The following is a 17,523-nucleotide window of genomic DNA, read 5'->3' as shown; positions in this document are numbered from 1 at the left end:
CCGCTGCAATTGAAACTGCAGCGGTTTTTTTGTTCGGGTTAGAAGTAGTAAGGCAGTTTCAGGCTGAACTGGAAGTCCGGGGCATCGTCCGTCATGCCGATGGACAGGTTGGGGACGATGGTCAGGCTGTCGGTGGCCGCAATGGTCATGCCGATGTTGAAGTAACCGGCGTTGGCATCGCTGGATACCACCGATTGCCAATCCCCGCCATCTTCCTTGAGCTTGCTTTTGCGCTGTACCAGGTCGGAGACCGAGAACGACATACTCATCTTTTCGTTCAAGGCGAACGCAATACCGGCGCCAATCTGGAAGCTGTCGCCAATGCGTACTTTGCCCGGTGTCTTGACCGCCGGGTTGGAGCTGATGTCGTCGAAAGACTCTTCCAGGTTGTGCGTGTAGGACAGGCTGCCGAACAGCACCGCTGGATCGAACGTCTTGACCAGAGAGATCCCCGGCGTAATCGACCAGACGCCATTACCGGTAGGCAAGGATTCAGGCACGGCCAGGTTTGAGTTATCGTCCACCCGAATCAGCTTGATGCCGAACGGATCTTTGCCGGTCGGCGCCTTGACGCGCAAGGTCACCACGGCATCCGGGGTGTTGACCGACTCGTCGAGGAATTTGTAGGCGATACCGAAGTTGACGTCACCAATGGTCGGGTCTTCTTTGACGGTATCTTCGGTCGTGACGTTTGCGGCGCCGTTATTGCCGCCACCGGACTGGTACGTGGACTGACGGTAGACCACCGGCACGTTCAGGTCGAACTGCCAGCGATTGTTGAAGTTGTAGCGGCCGGTGAGGTCAAGCGTCCATGTGTCGGCCTTGATCCGGTCCAGGTTGATGGCGCCCAGAAAGATCGAGTCCAGGGCGAGAAAACCGTTGAGGATCAGTTGGCGGGTATCGTATCGGGAGTAGGTAATCCCGGTTTCGAAGCTGAACTTGCCACCGCCGAAGAATCCGCTGGCCTCGTCATACAGGTTTGAAACGCTTTGCGCCGGTTGTGAGTCATCGGCCAGCGATTGTCCATACGAGCTGCCACTGCCCCCGGCGGCGCCCCCTGAAGCGGCCGCGGCACCGGTGCCGGTCGCGACGCTTGGATTGCCCTTCAGGTCTGCCGGCGACTTGGCCAGGCGTTTGGGAGGGGGTGAAGCGGGCTGTTCTTCGACCTGGCGCACCCGTTGTTCGAGAACCGCCAGGGCTTTTTGCTGGACTTCGTATCGTTGTTTCAACTCCAGAAGCTCTCGTTTGAGAGCCTCCAATTCCGGGTCAGGTGCTGCCTGCACTAACGCCGCCGGGAGTAGAGTGCACAAGCATATAACTGTACGCAGTGATACCGATCGGTACATGAAAAAGCCGTCCATTTGTGCCCAATGGTCGTAATTCAGCGTAGTTCAATACCCCAAGGTCCGTAATGCAGCGAGTTGGTTCAGGTTGTAGCCCAATGCACCAGCACTCGGGCCTTTATTGTCGAGCACTACATTGAGTCGAGTCATGTTGTTGACCACATTGCTGTTGCCCAGCAACCGGGTGTCTTGCAGTAGCCCGCCTTGGGCGACTTGTTGCAGGCTTGAGCCCTGGTTGTTGTTGGCGGTAATGGCCACCTGAACACCGCCGCCGGTCGCGGACACAGCGACACTGCCTGCAGCATTGCTGCCGGTGATGGTTTGACCGGCTATCAGCGCCAGGCCCCGGCTCGGCACCGGCGCAGGGGCCGTGCTGGCCTCTTTGACGTTGATGGCGATCTTGTTGTTTGAACTGTTGCCATCGCCTGCAGCCCGTGTGACCTGGGTGATGCCCTGAGAGGTGCCCAGCCCGGCGCCACCCGTTACATGACCGGTACCCGAGTTGGGCGAACCGCCTTTACCGTTGTGTTTGATGGTTGAAACGTAGAACTCGGGCTTGACCGTTTCGGCTTGAAGGCGCATCGAGGTGGTTGCCCCGATCAGATCACCACTGGCGTTGCGCCAGGTACTGCTCATGACAACACCGAAGCTGATGATCCGCCCCGGCATCACATACCGGCCACGCAACTCGGCCAGTTCCTGGTCCTTGATTTCGATGGGTCTGAACTCATCAGCAAAACCTGAAGTGGTCGCTGCCAGACAGGCAGTAACCACCCAATACGAGGTTTTCATTTGCTGCTCCCGGAGCATCCTGCCCCCTGTCATCTTATTGGCGATTAAAAGAAGTCGCTCTGTATGAAACCAAATTCCATCAATTCAGCATCTTTGACCGGGTTGAAATTATCCATCTTGTTCTTGGCAGTCAACGGTTCCGGTGGACTGCGTAACGCATTGGTTTTGTCGTAACCGGGACCGATGATAGCGAAGACAATGCCATTCCAGCCTTTGACAAAGTCATCATGGGAGTAGCGTTTGTGACCAAGCACCGGGTCGCCGATGTAGACCCAGTTCTTGTCCGCCCGCTGCAACACCACGAAGTGCTTGTAGCCGCGAATTTCCATCAGTACCACCACCGGAATCGTCACTGCATCGAGTCTTTCCGGTGGGATCTTGTAGCCCCGGGCCCGCATGCCGATGCTTTCTATGTAACGCTTCATGTCCAGCATGGAAAAACCCTGGGTACGCACAAGGTCCTGGTCGGCGTAGACCAGCATGCCTTTGATGATGTGCTCTTCATCGACGTCGAGCCAATAGGCCTGGCGCAGTATCGTTGCCAGCGCGGCGGCGCCGCAGCTGAAATCGGTTTTCTGTTCGACGATGTCGCTGAACTTGCGCTCACGCAAACTCTGTACGTGCTTGTACACCAGCACGCCGCCCGGTAGGGCGGCAACCGGCATCTGTGCAGCCTGGGTCAGGCCAGACAGGCAGAGCAGAGCGAAAAGGGCCGTCTTGCTCATGGACGATACGCCTTCAGACCGAGGAAAAGCGCCGTCGCCGAGGCTTTCATGGCGGTCGCGATTATGGGCATGATTTGCAGCCTGCGGCGATCGACAGCGAGTTGCTTTGCTGGTTGCCGACGCCGGACGATACGTTGGCTCCGCCGTTGCCGGAGAAGTTGTTCATCGAGCCCGTGATCGAAGCATTGTTGGTTACAGGAGGTCTCCAGCCTGCTGGCGTCATCACTTGTTGAGTGGTTATGCCGGACAGACCGAGTACACCCACGGGTACGAAATCAGTCCTGGCGTTGTTGGTGACGTTCAGCCCGGACGTGCTTTGGTTAGCCGCCGCCGCGGCTACTGCTACACGGCCACCCGAAACGGCAATCGCCAAGTTGTTTTTCTGTTGGTTGAAGTCGCCGGTGGTCACGTTGATGCCGATGTTGCCGGAACCGCTGTTGCCAGCGTTATTGAGCGTTGTGTTGTTGGTGTTGGAGTGGTTCCTGGCGGTGTTGCCGGTGTTCTTCTGAGTCGCGCTGGAGACGGCGATCGCGCTGCCGAAGATGAAGGCTTCGTCAGCCGTGGCAAGGGCGGCGGCGTTGTCTTGCTGGTTGCCGTTACCGGCTGCAACGTTGGCGCCCATGTTGCCGTTGGAGTTGTTCAGGGAGTTATCGATTTTAGCGTCGTTTTTGGTGCCCCGGTTCACTACTCTGCTGCCACTGCTTTCCTGCGAGTCCAGCACGGCGGCCCCGGCGCCTGCGGTAATCTGCAGAACTTGTTCCAGCGTCGGGCCATTAGGCTGTTGGTTGTTGCCCTGTCCATTTCCCTGCTCGAGATCATCAAGACCGGCTGCCTGGGCTGCGAATGCCATCACTGCTGCCAGGGCGAAAGCCAGTGGTTTGAGAGCAGTTGTCGGGTTCATGGTGATTCTCCGTGCTCATTAGTTGGTCAAGTGTTGGTGCGTCCCTAATCGCACTGTATCGGGGTCAGTCAGAGACCCGGATGCTCAGGGTGTTAGCCATTCGGTTCCCCACCCCGGCACTCTGGTTCACCTGGATCACTCCCCGGCTGCCGGTGAAGGCCTGGTCGCTTGTGACGACCTGGCGACTGCCGTTTGGGGTGCCAGTTGCTCCCGAATTCGGTAACAACGCCACGTTCTGTTGAGAAAGGGCACTATCGTCGATGGCTTGCGGTGCAGCGCTGATGCTGATGCGCATGGCGTTGGCCATCTGGTTGTTCGCCCCGGCACCCTGGTTGACGCCCAGTACGCCGTTGCCGTTACTGAAGGAGGTGCCGCCGATAGTGGCCGTCGCGTCCATCGACGGATTGGCGGGCGTGGTGATTCTCTGCCTGACGCTGGTGGTCGCTCCGGCTTCGGTACCAATGGCGATCGCGCGGACGTTGGCCTGCTGCTGTTGATCACCCGCCGCCTGGTTGACGCTGAAGTTGCCTCGGTATTGAGTACCGGAACTCAGGAGGGTGGCGTTGTTCACCGAACTGACGCCCGAATCGGCCATCACGCTGGCGCAGCCGAGCAGGGCAAGTAACAGGGCAGGTAACTTGGCAGGTAAAAGAAGGGAGCGATCCATCTCATTGACCTCCCGCCATTCTGCCCAGTGAGCCGAGGCCGCTGCTCATGGCGCGGTTGATGGTTCCGGAAATGGCACCGCCACTGCCGCCACCGTGGCCGACGGACATGCCAGGCAAACCATTGGGGTTGGTGATGACGTTGAGGCCTTGAATTCCACTCAGGCTTTGCCCGTTACTGTTACGAAGGGCCGTTCCGGTGGTTACTCCGGCAATGTCGGCGTCGCTGAGTTCGCCGGTGACGCGGGCTGATGGGTTGGCATTGATGGTGTTCGGGTTCGGATCCCTGCCGCCGCTGCGACCGATGGGAGTCGGGTGAACAGAACGATCAAGCACGATGACACCGTTGCCTTCGGCTTGAGCGTTGAAACTGAGTATCGTGCCACCTGCGCTCGCGATCAGCAGGAGGCACGCCAAGCCCTTTTTGTTGAATATCCCCACGACGGTTATTCCTTCATTTGACGGCCGTCCCTGGTCAGCTGTTTAAGGAATAGAGCGAAACCTGTGCCGGTTTTTGAATATCGTGTTGATTCAATGGCTTGCGGAATTTGCCCGGGGACCCTTTGCAGAGGATGTTCCAACGGTGAGACGAAACCATGCGCAGGTAACCCGGAAATGCCGGCGAACCGCTCTAGAACAAGGGTTGTAGCGTTGTTGTGTCAATACCTTTACAAGTTGGGTGATCAAACGATGAAGGGCGCTGAAATGGGCGGTTTGAGACAGGGAGGGTGTTTCAGGATCGGACACTTTCCCCCAAAAACAGGGGGGATGGTGGGGAAATTGCCCCAGACGCCGGTCAGGCGTCGAGCAATCGGGTTACGGCGTTCAGCGCCTGGAATCGGCGTTCTGCCCAATCTCCGTGCAGTACTTGAACCGGTTGTGCGTGGCGCTCAAGCCAGGCCAGGGTCTGCTCGAAAAATGCCTGGCGCTCACTTAATCGGGGCTGGCAACGCTGGCCATCATCCGTCCAGTCGACGTGTTCTGGCGACAGCAGCAAGTGCAGGTCGTAATGCCGGGCCAGTAGCGCTTGTTCAATCCAGGCGGGGCATTCGCCAAACAGGGTTTGGCTCCAGAGGATATTGCTCAGCAGGTGCGTGTCGAGGATGAGCAAAGACGGTTGTTGCGCCCGCGCTTGGTCTTCCCAAGCCAATTGACCGCGGGCGATGTGCGGAATGTCGGCCAACGTGGTGTCCCGCGGATTCTGCTCAATGAACCAGCGCACATACTCGTCGACCAGAGTTCCGCCGAAACGCTGTTGCAACTCGGCCGCCAGCCAGCTTTTACCGCTGGATTCGGGGCCTGTGAGTACCAGGACTTTCATGCGTGCAATGCCGGATCGGCGCGCCATTCGCGCCAGCCCTGCAAGGCGATGACGGTGAACAACCCGTACAGGGCGGCGGTCAGGTACAGGTCCTTATAGATGAACAGCCCGACGAAAATCACATCCAGGGCGATCCACAGCGGCCAGCACTGGACACGTTTTTGCGCCATCCAGACCTGCGCCACCAGGCTGAATCCGGTCAACGCCGCATCGAGCCAGGGTTGCGCGGCGTCGGTCCAGTTGGCCATGGCCGCCCCCAGCAACAGGCTGCCGATTGCACCGATGGCAAGGCTCATCGCCACAGACCGGGTATCGAGCCGACTGACTTCGCGGCCATGGGTCGTTTCGCCAAACCGCGTCCACTGCCACCAGCCGTAAAGCTGCAAGGCGGCATAAACGACTTGCAGCAGCATGTCCGAATACAGCTTCACCTCAAAAAAGATCCAGCTATACAGCAGCACCATGACCAGGCCGATGGGCCAGCACCAGGGGTTCTGTTTGACCGTCAGCCAGACGGCAATCACACCGAGGGCGGCGGCAAACAGTTCAAGCCCGGACATGGAGGTTCCTTGGGGAAATCGAAGAGGGGGCGGATTGTAACCGGATTGGCGACGGGAATCCCGTGGCGCAGGGTGTGCTTCATTGGCGCGCGAAGCAGTCCTGAAATCGGCCGTGATCTTGCGGGTACAGCCGCGGATTCTTGTTCCTGTCATAAACCATTGCCAGCATCCAGCCACGCGTTGCCGCACGAGCCTGTGCGAGCGACACCCGATAACGCGGCAGCGCCAATCGGACTTGTCTGATAGGATTTCGGCCCCGCACGGGTAAACCCCGAATCAGGGTGGTTTTTTCACAGGATTTTTACGGTTCTGTGGTGATCCTTGATGCGCGGGGCTTCAGCAACGCTGATCGCAATGAAAGCTTTTGAAAATACTAACGGGGCATGCCGGCGCGCATAGCCTTTTGGGGGATTGATGGATCTTTGGACCGCCTTTCAGGCATTGATACTTGGGGTTGTAGAAGGGCTGACCGAGTTCCTGCCCATTTCCAGTACCGGCCACCAGATCATCGTGGCCGACTTGCTCGGCTTCGGGGGCGAGCGGGCGATGGCGTTCAACATCATTATTCAGCTGGGTGCCATCCTGGCGGTGGTGTGGGAGTTTCGACGCAAGATTTTCGACGTGGTCATCGGTCTGCCGACCCAGCCGGGTGCCCGGCGGTTTACCGCGAACCTGTTGATCGCGTTCTTGCCGGCCGTGGTGTTGGGCGTGATCTTCGCCGACCTGATCCACGAGTACCTGTTCAACCCGATCACCGTGGCAACGGCGCTGGTCGTGGGCGGGATCATCATGTTGTGGGCCGAGCGCCGTCAGCATGAAGTACACGCCGAAACGGTGGATGACATCACCTGGAAAGATGCCCTGAAAGTTGGCTTCGCCCAATGCCTGGCCATGATTCCGGGCACTTCGCGTTCGGGCTCGACGATCATCGGCGGGTTGCTGTTCGGCCTGTCGCGCAAGACCGCTACCGAGTTCTCGTTCTTCCTGGCGATGCCCACCATGGTCGGCGCGGCGGTGTACTCGGGTTACAAGTACCGTCACCTGTTTGTCCCGGCGGATTTCCCGGTGTTCGCGGTCGGCTTCGTCACGGCGTTCGTCTTCGCGATGATCGCGGTCCGCGGGCTGCTCAAGTTCATCGCCAACCACAGCTATGCGGCGTTTGCCTGGTATCGCATTGTGTTCGGCCTGATCATCCTGGCGACCTGGCAATTCGGCTGGGTCGACTGGAGTGCGGTCAAACCGTGAGTGACTCAAGCTCGCGCAATAACCCCGGGCGCCAGCCCGGGGGACAGGTCCGCCATCCACGGCTGAAGTGGCTGGTGTTTGCAATCCTGTGCGCGTTGCCGCTGTCGGGTTCGGTGTCGTTATGGCTGCACGGGGTGTCGTTGATTCCCCTGGCGGCCTACGGCATCGTCAGCGTCGTGACGTTTTTGCTGTACTGGAGCGACAAGCGCAAGGCCCGCGCCGAGCAATGGCGTACGCCGGAGAATGTCCTGCATGCGCTGGAGTTCGCCGGTGGCTGGCCCGGTGCCTTGCTGGCCCAGCAAGCGTTCCGGCACAAAACCCGCAAAGTCTCGTTCCAGTTGGTGTTCTGGATCATCGTACTAATGCACCAAGTGTTCTGGATCGACCACCTGTTCCTCGGCGCGCACTTGTTCGCCTTGTTCTGATAAACAAGGCTCTATAGCAACAGGCCGACTTGAGTGCGCTTTGGCAGTTTGCTCACCACCAACTGGTGCGAACGCTGCAGCAATCCCTGTAGTTCTTCGCTACCGAGCGGGTAGGGCGTTTCCATGATGATCCATTGGGCGCGCGCCAGATAAGGCGCCGGATGAATCCCCGGGCGGTCGCAATGGCCGAGAAACACATCCTTGTCGACCTTGAAGGCCAGGGAGTCACCCCGAAGCCCCTGCAAGGCGAACATCTTGTTCCCGGCAATCGAAAACACCCGTACGCCTCCCCATTTATAGTCTTCCCGTGCTCCCGGCAGGGCGAGGCAAAATTTCGCGACATCCTCTTCGCTCATCCGTCCAGCTTTCATAACAGGCGTTCCCCACAGGCATTGAACGATTCGACCAAATGGTCAATCCAGGCGCGTACCGCCGGCATCACCCCGCGGCGATGAGGATAGACCGCTTGCAGCCAGCCACCGGGCAACGACCACTCGGGCAGCAACTGCACCAGCGAGCCGTTGTCCAGTTCCTGCTCGCAATACATCATGGGCAGCATCGTAAAGCCCAGTCCTGAAAGGGTGCTGGCCTTGCGCACGATAAAGTCATCGATGCCCAGCCGGGCCTCGAGCGCAAGTTCACAACTTTTGCCTGTTTGATCCAGCAGGCGGATGTGCACCAGGCGGTCGGCTTCCAGGGCACCGAGCACCGGCAGGCTTTTCAGATCCTCGGGATGGTTGATCTCGCGGCCAACGAGGAAACCGGGGCTGGCAACCATCAGCATCTGCGCCTGACGCAGGCGACGAGTGACCAGCAACGGGTCTTCGTCGCCCAGTTCCCGCACACGCAGGGCAACGTCAATGCCTTCAATCACCAGGTCGACCCGCCGGTTGAGCAGCATGACCTCCAGTTGGACCTGCGGAAACCGTTCCAGAAAGTCGCTGATCACCCCCGGCAATATTTCGTGGGCCAGCCCTACCGGGCAGGACACCCGCAAACGCCCGCGGGGCTCGCTGGACATGCTGGCCACGGCTTCGTCGGCCATTTCCGCCTCCAGCAGCATTGCCTGGCAGTGCCTGAGGTAGCGCTCACCCACGGCAGTCAGTTTCAGCTGTCGGGTGGTGCGTTGCAGCAATCGTGCGCCAAGGCGTTCTTCCAGTTCGGCGATACGCCGTGACAGTCGTGACTTGGGGATGCCCAGCAATCGCCCGGCTGCCGCGAATCCCCCGGCTTCCACGACTTTGGCGAAGTAATACAGATCGTTGAGGTCTTGCATGATGTGAGCCTGATTGTTCTATCTGTGAGACGAACTATCGCATTGTTGCCGTCTAATCAGCTATTGGTTTCGTCTGTAGGATTAGTCCCATCAGATCGCCCTTGTGGGCGATCCTCACCTGGAGATCCCACATGAAACTGCTGCATATCGATTCGAGCATTCTGGGCGACAACTCGGCTTCCCGTCAGCTGAGCGGCGAAGTCGTCAAAGCCTGGCAAGCCGCCGAGCCAACCGCCGTGGTGACCTACCGCGACCTGGCCGCCGACGCGATCAGCCACTTCTCCGCCACCACCCTGGTCGCCGCCGGCACCACCGCTGAACTGCGCAATGCCGCGCAACAGCACGAAGCCGAACTGAGCGCCTCGACCCTGGCCGAATTCCTGGCCGCCGATGCCGTGGTAATTGCCGCACCGATGTACAACTTCACTATCCCGACTCAACTGAAGGCGTGGATCGACCGCATCGCCGTTGCCGGTCAGACCTTCCGTTACACCGAAGCCGGCCCTGAAGGCCTGTGCGGCGGCAAGAAAGTGGTGATCGTCTCGACTTCCGGCGGCATGCACGCCGGTCAGGCAACCGGTGTTGCCCACGAAGAATATTTGAAGTTGCTGTTCGGTTTCATCGGCATCATCGACATCGAAATCGTCCGCGCCGAAGGCCTGGCTTACGGTGACGACGTGCGCAACAAAGCCATGAGCGCTGCTCACGCACAAATCAGCGAGCAGTTGTTCGCCGCTGCGTAAGGCTTACGTAAAAGTTGGCAACCGTTCGGGTAGAGCCCAAAAAACTCTGTATTCTGGTTCCGCAAGTACCAGCTACGGAGTTTTTTGTTTCTGGTCGTTTCAGATTGTGGCCCGACTTATGCAGTCCAGGGCGTACGTCTCAAGTCCGGTAACAGGTGGGGCATCCCATGGTGCGTCTTTGTGCAACTTTACTGATTTGCCTGCTCAGCAGCCTGAATACAGTGCACGCCGCGCCTGCACCGCATCCTCACTGGAGCGTCGGCTTCCATGAGATGACCTTTCTCGACCCGCTGGACCTGCAGCCGATGCGCGCCATCGCCTTCTATCCTTCCAGTGATTGGGAGCACACCAGCAAGCTCGAGGGTTACACCGTCGAAGCCGGGGAGGACACCAAGGTCGCCATCGGCCGGTTCCCGATGCTGATGCTGTCCCACGGTAACACCGGCACTCCACTGGCCTTGCACGATCTCGCCACGTCGCTGGCGCGCAAAGGCTTTGTCGTGGTGGCGGTGATTCACCCCGGTGACAACTCCAGGGATCACAGCCGCCTCGGTACTTTGAGTAACCTGTACGGCCGGCCGATCCAGATTTCCGAAGCCATTACCGCTACCTTGGGCGACCGTATGCTGTCGCCGTTCGTCAATGCCGATCAGGTGGGGGTCATCGGTTATTCGGCCGGTGGCGAGACCGCGTTGATCCTGTCCGGTGCGACCCCGGACCTGGATCGCCTGCGCCGTTACTGCCAGGAGCGCCCGGACGACCGCGATGCCTGCAACACCCAGGGCGAATTGATTGTCGACCGCGACGACCTGCAACCGGTGGCCGATCCTCGCGTCCACGCCTTGATGCTGATGGCGCCGTTGAGCCTGAAGTTCGGTCGCCACACCCTGGCCGATGTGCATGTGCCGGTGCTGCTTTACAGCGGCGATGGCGACAAACTGGTAGCTGTCGACAAGAACGCCGCAGCACTGGCGCGCAAACTGCCGACGGCGCCTGACTTCAAGCTGCTGGCCGGGGCAGGGCACTTCGTCTTCATGGCGCCGTGCAATGACGAGCAGATCGTGATCATGCCCGCGCTGTGCACCGATGCCGATGGCGTCGATCGGCAAGACATACACCGCAATCTGATCTCTGAAGCCGGAAGGTTCTTCTCGCGCACCCTGGGCAGGGCGACCCGGGCGGGGATGCAGACCGCCGATCAGTAGTTTGCACAAAACCCTTGTGGGAGCGAGCTTGCTCGCGATGGGGCCATCACATCCAACATCGATGTCAACAGATACTCCGCCATCGCGAGCAAGCTCGCTCCCACAGGGTCAGCACCAAGGCTTACGTCATCGAACGACTCTTGAGCAACAACGTCAGACCAAGGCCGGTCACCGACAACAACGCCGCACTGAAGAAAATCCATGCATAACCCAGGTTCAACGCCACTGCGCCCATCAACGGGCCGGCGATGGCCAGCGCCAGGTCGAAAAACACCGCATAAGCACTCAAGCCCGCGCCGCGGCTGGAGTTGGGTACCTGTTTGATGGCCTCGACACCCAGCGCCGGATACACCAGGGACAGGCCAAATCCGGTCAGGCCGGCGCCAATGAGCGCATACCCGGTCGAAGGTGCCAGCCACAGCAGCACCAGGCCGACCGTCTCAATGCACATGCAGGCAATGGCTGACGTGAACCCGCCGAAACGGCTGATGGCGGATATGAACAGCAGCCGCGACAGAATGAAACACACGCCAAACACCGTCAGGCAATAAGCCGCGCCGGTCCAGCCGCGATTGACGTAGTACAGGGTGATAAAGGTCGTCAGGGTGCCGTAGCCAATGGAGGCCAGGCTCAGGCTCGCGCCAAACGGTGCAATGCGCCCGAACACTGCCCAAAACGGCAGGCGCTCACCGCGCACCACGGGTACCGAGGGCTTGTTGCGAATCAGCAACAGTGCGACCAGGGCCAGCAACGACAGGGCGATGCCGAGGCTGGCGAACCCGAGTTGTTGCACCATGACCACGCCCAGCGGCGCACCAATGGCAATCGCCCCATAGGACGCGATACCGTTCCAGGAAATCGAGCGCGCGGTATGCTCGGCGCCCACCTGGCCCATGCACCAACTGATGGTGCCGACGCCGATCAATCCTTGGGCGATCCCCAGCAACAGGCGCCCGGCGATCAAAATCAGCAGGCTGAGCAAGGGAAGGCCTTGCAACAGGGTCGACAGCAAGGTCAGCACGCCACTGAGCACAATCCCCGACAAGCCGTAGATGATTGCGCGCTTGGTGCCAACACTGTCGGACATCCGCCCGGCCATGGGCCGGCTGAGCAGGGTGGCGAGGTATTGCGAGCCGATGGTCAGCCCGGCCACGATGGCGCTGAACCCGAGTTGTTCGTGGACATAACCCGGCAATACCGCAATCGGCAAACCGATGCAGAGGAAGGCAATAAAGGTATAGAAAACGATGGAGACGATCTGCAGGGTGATCGCCATCGAGCTTTGCGGAGCAACTTGCTGCACAGACATGAGGGCTCGTTCGCGGGCGGCGGTGGGAGAACTGCATCATGGCGCGGCGTTGGGATAAAAGAAAGCAGGCTAACTACTTTTGCCGTGACATTATTGGTGTTCCACATGGCCTCATCGCGAGCAAGCTCGCTCCCACATTTTGAAATGCATTCCCCTGTGGGAGCGAGCTTGCTCGCGATGATTCATGCACCAACAAGAAACCTTGGCCCGGAATGCAAAAAGCCCCGTCACCAGGACAGGGCTTTTCACTTGAAGCTTGCAGCTAAACGCTTGTAGCTGCTTTAGAACACCACACCCTGGCTGCGCAGGTAGTCGTCATAGGTGCCGCTGAAATCGGTCACGCCGTTAGGGCTCAACTCGATGATGCGGGTGGCCAGGGACGATACGAACTCACGGTCGTGGCTGACGAAGATCAGCGTGCCCGGATAGTTCTCCAGCGCCAGGTTCAGCGCCTCGATGGATTCCATGTCCAGGTGGTTGGTCGGTTCGTCCATCACCAGTACGTTCGGCTTTTGCAGGATCAGCTTGCCGAACAGCATGCGGCCTTGCTCACCACCGGAGATGACCTTGACCGACTTGAGGATCTCGTCGTTGGAGAACAGCATGCGGCCCAGGGTGCCGCGAATGATCTGCTCGCCCTGAGTCCACTGGCCCATCCAGTCGAACAGGCTGACGTCGTCTTCGAAGTCATGGGCGTGGTCCTGGGCGTAGTAGCCCAGCTCCGCGCTCTCGGTCCACTTCACGGAACCGGCGTCCGGGGTCAGCTCGCCCATCAGGGTGCGCAGCAGGGTGGTCTTGCCGATACCGTTCGGGCCGATGATCGCCAGGCGCTCGCCGGCTTCGACGGTGAAGCTGAAGTTCTTGAACAGGGTCTTGCCGTCGAAGCCCTTGGACATCTGCTCGATGGTCACGGCCTGGCGGTGCAACTTCTTGGTCTGTTCGAAGCGGATGAACGGGCTCACGCGGCTCGATGGTTTGACTTCGGCCAGCTGGATCTTGTCGATCTGCTTGGCGCGGGAGGTGGCCTGCTTGGCTTTCGAGGCGTTGGCCGAGAAGCGGCTGACGAACGTCTGCAGTTCGGAGATCTGGGCTTTCTTCTTGGCGTTGTCCGACAGCAACTGCTCGCGGGACTGGGTGGCCGCAGTCATGTACTCGTCATAGTTGCCCGGGAACAGGCGCAACTCACCGTAGTCCAGGTCAGCCATGTGAGTGCACACGCTGTTCAGGAAGTGACGGTCGTGGGAAATGATAATCATGGTGCTGTTACGCGCCTTGAGGATCGTTTCCAGCCAGCGAATGGTGTTGATGTCCAGGTGGTTGGTCGGTTCGTCGAGCAACAGCACTTCCGGATCGGAGAACAGTGCCTGGGCCAACAAAACCCGCAGTTTCCAGCCTGGAGCCACTTCGGACATCGGGCCGAAATGCTGTTCCATGGGAATACCCAGGCCCAGCAGCAGTTCGCCGGCGCGGGATTCGGCGGTGTAGCCGTCCATTTCGGCGAATTCGGTTTCCAGCTCGGCCACGGCCATGCCGTCTTCTTCGCTCATTTCCGGCAGCGAATAGATGCGGTCGCGCTCGGCCTTGACCTTCCACAGCTCTTCGTGACCCATGATCACGGTGTCGATCACGGTGAATTCTTCGTAGGCGAACTGGTCCTGGCGCAATTTACCCAAGCGCACGTTCGGCTCCAGCATGACCTGGCCGCCGGACGGCTCGAGGTCATCGCCGAGGATCTTCATGAAGGTCGACTTGCCGCAACCGTTGGCGCCGATCAGACCGTAACGGTTGCCACCGTTGAACTTGACCGAAACGTTTTCGAAGAGCGGCTTGGCGCCGAACTGCATCGTGATGTTAGCTGTAGAAATCAAAGGTTTTTCCTGCGAAGCATTCAGAGTAGCTAGGGTTGCGGCAGTACCGGTTCAGTACCCGTTTCCACTGTCCGGACCCCGGGACATTCATCCCGATCGGCAGTGGAAGATCCATCTGGCATTAAGTGGACAGCAGCATGTGGCGCGCCTGGCCCGAGTCGACGTGCGCTGAAAGGGGATTCTCCCGCTCTCAACCTGGGGGCGCGTAAAGTTTGGCGGCGATTGTACTGGTCTGGCTCTTTAAACGATAGGGCGTTGAGGCCACTGCAACGCTTTGGCGGATTTTGCGGAGACATTTTCGCAGTTGCAGGTTAACTATTGGTTACAAGCTGTGGCTAAAATGCCATCCATCGGCCGGATGCCGACTATCGCCGTGGCTCGATGGCACCACAGGGCCACTGTTTCGTATTCAACCGCTGCACAAGACCCGTGAGGGCGCAGTTTGTTTACTTCCGACCTGTGACGATTTCCGTGAAGCTGATCATTGCCGTTATCTACGTTGCTTCTATTGCGTATGTCCATCTGCGTGGTCAAGTGCGCCATAAGCTGGGTCGCCAGTTGAGTGATCACTCGACGTTTCTGGCGCCGATCAATTGCTTTCTTTATCTGTTTTCGAAAATCCCCAACAAGCCTTATCTCGACCCGGCCGATTTTCCCGACCTGAGCCCGCTGCAGGCACATTGGGAAGAAATTCGTGCCGAAGGTCGGAGCTTGCTTCACACCGGAGAAATCAAGCGTTCGAACCAATACGACGACGTCGGTTTCAACTCGTTTTTCAAGACCGGCTGGAAGCGCTTCTATCTCAAGTGGTATGGCGACAGCCACCCGTCGGCCATGAAGCTCTGCCCGCGTACCACCGAACTCGTGCAGGGCATTGGCTCGATCAAGGCGGCGATGTTCGCCGAGTTGCCCCCGGGCTCCAGACTGGTGCGCCATCGCGATCCGTACGCCGGTTCCTACCGTTATCACCTGGGCCTGGAAACACCCAACGATGCCGGCTGCTACATCAATGTCGATGGCCAGAACTACCATTGGCGCGATGGCGAAGCGGTGATGTTCGATGAGACCTACATTCATTACGCAGAGAACACCACGCCGCACAATCGCATCATTTTGTTCTGCGACGTCGAGCGGCCGATGAAATATCGGTGGGTAGCGGCATTCAATCGCTGGTTCAGTCGCCATGTCGTGTCGGCGGCAGGTGCACCGAACGAGGCGGGCGACAGGACCGGCGGGCTCAACCGGCTGTTCAGCAAGATCTACAAGGTTCGCCTGCGCGGTAAGCAACTGAAACGGCGCAACCGCACGCTTTACTACCTCGAAAAATGGTCGATCTTCGCCGGATTGCTGGTGGTCTTCATTCTGATCTGAGCGGTGTGTTCGGGCGGCTGGCGTCATCGTCGCAACGCCGCCCGGTTCAACCTGGTGGTAAATCTTGCCGGGGAGTTTTTGGTTAACAAACCTGAACCCCGGGCGTAGCGTGGTATCGAACTCCTTAACCACGTGACGTAGAGAGGCACCCCATGAACCGATACGTGTTTGGCGCCATTGCGCTGGCCTTGAGTGGCGTGCTGGGCCCTCTGGCCCAGGCCGATGCCTGCGCTTCGTTGCAATTGGCCCAGAACCTGCCTGGCAGCACCCACAGCAACCCTTACAACAGTCCGATTCACCGGGCCAACCCCAACAGCATGCAAGGCACTCAACCCAGCGCCCCGGCCATACGCGGACCCAATACCGTGCCGGTCCAGCGCTCGCCGACGCTGGACAATGGTGGCATCGGTAATCGCTATCCCGAGCGGACCGCTCCTGCCAGTCCACCGAAATTCATTCCCAATCCTCCCCCACGAGACACCGGCACCAGTAACCGATGAGTGGCAGGCATCAACTCTGCCCGCTACTTTTCACCAGACCTCATGTTCACCGGAAAAGGAATCCTGCATGTTGCGTAAAACATTACTGGTAACCCTCTGCGCCGGCGCATTGATCAGCGCCACTGCCCCTGTGCTTGCCGCGCCGACCCAGACGATGAAAAGCGAAGAAGGCACCCTTGAAGTGACCCCAGTCGTGACGGGGCTGGAGCACCCCTGGGCCGTGGCATTTTTGCCGGATCGTAAAGGCATGCTGGTGACCGAGCGGCCCGGCAACCTGCGCCTTGTCACTGCCGACGGCAAGCTGTCAGCACCGCTCAATGGCGTGCCAACGGTCTGGGCCAAGGGGCAGGGCGGCTTGCTGGACGTGGCGTTGTCACCGGATTTCAAGCAGGACCGGATGGTCTATCTGTCCTATGCCGAAGGTGGTGGCGAGGGTAACCAGGCCGGTACTGCGGTGGGGCGCGGCCGGCTCTCCGACGATATGACGGCGCTCAAGGATTTCCAGGTGATCCTGCGTCAGGAACCCAAACTCTCGGTCGGCAACCATTTCGGCTCACGGCTGGTGTTCGACCGCGACGGCTACCTGTTCGTGACCCTGGGGGAAAACAACGACCGCCCGACCGCCCAGGACCTCGACAAACTGCAAGGCAAAGTGGTGCGGATCTACCCGGATGGCACGGTGCCCAAGGACAACCCCTTTGTCGGCCAGGCCAACGTGCGCCCGGAGATCTGGTCCTATGGGCAGCGTAATCCGCAAGGCGCGGCGCTCAACCCGTGGAACGGCACGCTGTGGGAAAACGAACACGGCCCCCTGGGCGGCGATGAAATCAACATCATCGAGCGTGGCAAGAATTACGGCTGGCCGCTGGCGACCCATGGCATCAACTACTCCGGTCAACCGATTCCCGAAGCCAGGGGGGATACCGTCGAAGGTACCGTTGCCCCGAACCATGTCTGGGAGAAGTCCCCGGGCCTGAGTGGCATGGCGTTCTACGATGCCGATCGTTTCAAGGCCTGGCAACGCAACGTGTTTATCGGCGCGTTGGTCAGCCAGGAGCTGATCCGCCTGGAGTTCGATGGCGACAAGGTGATACACGAGGAACGCTTGCTCGGGGAGCTGAAAAAACGTATTCGCGATGTGCGGCAGGGGCCGGATGGCTACTTGTATGTGTTGACCGATGAGGAGAACGGTGGCGTTTACAAGGTCGGGTTGAAGTTGCCGGCTGACTAAAGGCATCTACAAAAATTTGCCATTGACTTGCCACCACCGCCCG

Annotated in this window: 19 protein-coding genes; 7 read left to right on the top strand and 12 right to left on the bottom strand. The window is 59.4% G+C overall.

The window, feature by feature from the left end; all coding sequences use genetic code 11:
• Positions 1-38: 38 nt before the first annotated feature.
• From AC1D1M_RS15100 to pnuC, 8 genes are all read right to left on the bottom strand, one after another.
• A complete protein-coding gene (locus AC1D1M_RS15100) occupies positions 39-1,346 on the bottom strand; it encodes a hypothetical protein (protein WP_477776262.1) in 1,308 nt (435 codons plus the stop codon).
• Between the two features lie 45 nt (positions 1,347-1,391).
• Positions 1,392-2,153, bottom strand: a complete 762-nt coding sequence (locus AC1D1M_RS15095; RefSeq protein ID WP_477776261.1) for a hypothetical protein — start codon at positions 2,151-2,153, stop codon at positions 1,392-1,394.
• A gap of 26 nt (positions 2,154-2,179) precedes the next feature.
• Positions 2,180-2,860, bottom strand: a complete 681-nt coding sequence (locus AC1D1M_RS15090; protein WP_477776260.1) for a C39 family peptidase — start codon at positions 2,858-2,860, stop codon at positions 2,180-2,182.
• 61 nt (positions 2,861-2,921) lie between these two features.
• Positions 2,922-3,761 carry a heme utilization protein gene (locus tag AC1D1M_RS15085; protein WP_477776259.1) on the bottom strand — a complete coding sequence of 280 codons (840 nt, stop codon included), beginning with the start codon at positions 3,759-3,761 and terminating at the stop codon, positions 2,922-2,924.
• Between the two features lie 64 nt (positions 3,762-3,825).
• The gene (locus tag AC1D1M_RS15080; RefSeq protein WP_477776258.1) at positions 3,826-4,428 is read right to left on the bottom strand and encodes an adhesin; all 603 of its coding nucleotides are present in this window, start codon (positions 4,426-4,428) and stop codon (positions 3,826-3,828) included.
• 1 nt (position 4,429) lies between these two features.
• Positions 4,430-4,867 (bottom strand): hypothetical protein, encoded by a 438-nt coding sequence (locus tag AC1D1M_RS15075; RefSeq protein WP_477776257.1) that lies wholly within the window; start codon positions 4,865-4,867, stop codon positions 4,430-4,432.
• Between the two features lie 355 nt (positions 4,868-5,222).
• On the bottom strand, positions 5,223-5,747 hold the full coding sequence (locus AC1D1M_RS15070) for an AAA family ATPase (protein WP_477776256.1): 525 nt from the start codon (positions 5,745-5,747) through the stop codon (positions 5,223-5,225).
• Positions 5,744-6,307 carry a nicotinamide riboside transporter PnuC gene (pnuC, locus tag AC1D1M_RS15065; protein ID WP_477776255.1) on the bottom strand — a complete coding sequence of 188 codons (564 nt, stop codon included), beginning with the start codon at positions 6,305-6,307 and terminating at the stop codon, positions 5,744-5,746. Before pnuC ends, AC1D1M_RS15070 begins: the two co-directional genes overlap by 4 nt.
• 414 nt (positions 6,308-6,721) lie before the next feature.
• Here pnuC and AC1D1M_RS15060 point away from each other — a divergent pair, with 414 nt between their 5' ends.
• Positions 6,722-7,552: an undecaprenyl-diphosphate phosphatase gene (locus tag AC1D1M_RS15060; protein ID WP_477776254.1), complete on the top strand. Its 831-nt coding sequence runs from the start codon at positions 6,722-6,724 to the stop codon at positions 7,550-7,552.
• Complete coding sequence (locus AC1D1M_RS15055) at positions 7,549-7,977, top strand: DUF1294 domain-containing protein (RefSeq protein ID WP_477776253.1); 429 nt, start codon at positions 7,549-7,551, stop codon at positions 7,975-7,977. Before AC1D1M_RS15060 ends, AC1D1M_RS15055 begins: the two co-directional genes overlap by 4 nt.
• An 11-nt stretch (positions 7,978-7,988) precedes the next feature.
• Here the strand turns inward: AC1D1M_RS15055 and AC1D1M_RS15050 are convergent, their stop codons facing one another.
• Both AC1D1M_RS15050 and AC1D1M_RS15045 read right to left on the bottom strand, forming a co-directional pair.
• A complete protein-coding gene (locus tag AC1D1M_RS15050) occupies positions 7,989-8,348 on the bottom strand; it encodes an MmcQ/YjbR family DNA-binding protein (protein WP_477776252.1) in 360 nt (119 codons plus the stop codon).
• Entirely contained in the window at positions 8,345-9,253 is a 909-nt protein-coding gene (locus tag AC1D1M_RS15045) for a LysR substrate-binding domain-containing protein (protein ID WP_477776251.1), read from the bottom strand. Before AC1D1M_RS15045 ends, AC1D1M_RS15050 begins: the two co-directional genes overlap by 4 nt.
• Positions 9,254-9,384: 131 nt before the next feature.
• On the opposite strand from AC1D1M_RS15045, the gene AC1D1M_RS15040 reads away from it, so the two are divergent.
• Together AC1D1M_RS15040 and AC1D1M_RS15035 are read left to right on the top strand one after the other, a co-directional pair.
• Entirely contained in the window at positions 9,385-9,996 is a 612-nt protein-coding gene (locus AC1D1M_RS15040; RefSeq protein ID WP_477776250.1) for an FMN-dependent NADH-azoreductase, read from the top strand.
• Positions 9,997-10,163: 167 nt separating this feature from the next.
• Complete coding sequence (locus AC1D1M_RS15035; RefSeq protein ID WP_477776249.1) at positions 10,164-11,201, top strand: alpha/beta hydrolase family protein; 1,038 nt, start codon at positions 10,164-10,166, stop codon at positions 11,199-11,201.
• 121 nt (positions 11,202-11,322) lie between these two features.
• Here AC1D1M_RS15035 and AC1D1M_RS15030 read toward each other — a convergent pair whose 3' ends face one another.
• Both AC1D1M_RS15030 and AC1D1M_RS15025 read right to left on the bottom strand, forming a co-directional pair.
• On the bottom strand, positions 11,323-12,510 hold the full coding sequence (locus AC1D1M_RS15030; RefSeq protein ID WP_477776248.1) for an MFS transporter: 1,188 nt from the start codon (positions 12,508-12,510) through the stop codon (positions 11,323-11,325).
• Between the two features lie 281 nt (positions 12,511-12,791).
• Entirely contained in the window at positions 12,792-14,378 is a 1,587-nt protein-coding gene (locus AC1D1M_RS15025; RefSeq protein ID WP_053160048.1) for an ABC-F family ATPase, read from the bottom strand.
• A gap of 471 nt (positions 14,379-14,849) precedes the next feature.
• Between AC1D1M_RS15025 and lpxO the strand changes: the two genes are divergently transcribed.
• The 3 genes from lpxO to AC1D1M_RS15010 all read left to right on the top strand — a co-directional run bounded on the left by lpxO (position 14,850) and on the right by AC1D1M_RS15010 (position 17,480).
• Positions 14,850-15,749, top strand: coding sequence for a lipid A hydroxylase LpxO (gene lpxO / locus AC1D1M_RS15020; RefSeq protein WP_477776247.1), 900 nt, complete (start codon positions 14,850-14,852; stop codon positions 15,747-15,749).
• 152 nt (positions 15,750-15,901) lie between these two features.
• The gene (locus AC1D1M_RS15015; RefSeq protein WP_477776246.1) at positions 15,902-16,249 is read left to right on the top strand and encodes a hypothetical protein; all 348 of its coding nucleotides are present in this window, start codon (positions 15,902-15,904) and stop codon (positions 16,247-16,249) included.
• A 67-nt stretch (positions 16,250-16,316) separates the two neighbouring features.
• Entirely contained in the window at positions 16,317-17,480 is a 1,164-nt protein-coding gene (locus tag AC1D1M_RS15010; RefSeq protein WP_477776245.1) for a PQQ-dependent sugar dehydrogenase, read from the top strand.
• Positions 17,481-17,523: the final 43 nt, after the last annotated feature.

The organism is Pseudomonas sp. P1_F7 (assembly GCF_056405655.1).
The sequence above is the reverse complement of the archived record's forward strand: the minus strand, read 5'-3'. Positions and strand labels throughout refer to the sequence as shown.

Bases quoted from the DNA above. Each gene is read 5' to 3' on its own strand.
- AC1D1M_RS15070 (WP_477776256.1), bottom strand. From the start codon at position 5,747: ATGAAAGTCCTGGTACTCACAGGCCCCGAATCCAGCGGTAAAAGCTGG.
- AC1D1M_RS15050 (WP_477776252.1), bottom strand. From the start codon at position 8,348: ATGAAAGCTGGACGGATGAGCGAAGAGGATGTCGCGAAATTTTGCCTC.
- AC1D1M_RS15095 (WP_477776261.1), bottom strand. From the start codon at position 2,153: ATGCTCCGGGAGCAGCAAATGAAAACCTCGTATTGGGTGGTTACTGCC.
- AC1D1M_RS15040 (WP_477776250.1), top strand. From the start codon at position 9,385: ATGAAACTGCTGCATATCGATTCGAGCATTCTGGGCGACAACTCGGCT.
- AC1D1M_RS15080 (WP_477776258.1), bottom strand. From the start codon at position 4,428: ATGGATCGCTCCCTTCTTTTACCTGCCAAGTTACCTGCCCTGTTACTT.
- AC1D1M_RS15035 (WP_477776249.1), top strand. From the start codon at position 10,164: ATGGTGCGTCTTTGTGCAACTTTACTGATTTGCCTGCTCAGCAGCCTG.
- AC1D1M_RS15085 (WP_477776259.1), bottom strand. From the start codon at position 3,761: ATGAACCCGACAACTGCTCTCAAACCACTGGCTTTCGCCCTGGCAGCA.
- AC1D1M_RS15010 (WP_477776245.1), top strand. From the start codon at position 16,317: ATGTTGCGTAAAACATTACTGGTAACCCTCTGCGCCGGCGCATTGATC.
- AC1D1M_RS15045 (WP_477776251.1), bottom strand. From the start codon at position 9,253: ATGCAAGACCTCAACGATCTGTATTACTTCGCCAAAGTCGTGGAAGCC.
- pnuC (WP_477776255.1), bottom strand. From the start codon at position 6,307: ATGTCCGGGCTTGAACTGTTTGCCGCCGCCCTCGGTGTGATTGCCGTC.
- AC1D1M_RS15090 (WP_477776260.1), bottom strand. From the start codon at position 2,860: ATGAGCAAGACGGCCCTTTTCGCTCTGCTCTGCCTGTCTGGCCTGACC.
- AC1D1M_RS15030 (WP_477776248.1), bottom strand. From the start codon at position 12,510: ATGTCTGTGCAGCAAGTTGCTCCGCAAAGCTCGATGGCGATCACCCTG.
- AC1D1M_RS15015 (WP_477776246.1), top strand. From the start codon at position 15,902: ATGAACCGATACGTGTTTGGCGCCATTGCGCTGGCCTTGAGTGGCGTG.
- AC1D1M_RS15100 (WP_477776262.1), bottom strand. From the start codon at position 1,346: ATGTACCGATCGGTATCACTGCGTACAGTTATATGCTTGTGCACTCTA.
- AC1D1M_RS15060 (WP_477776254.1), top strand. From the start codon at position 6,722: ATGGATCTTTGGACCGCCTTTCAGGCATTGATACTTGGGGTTGTAGAA.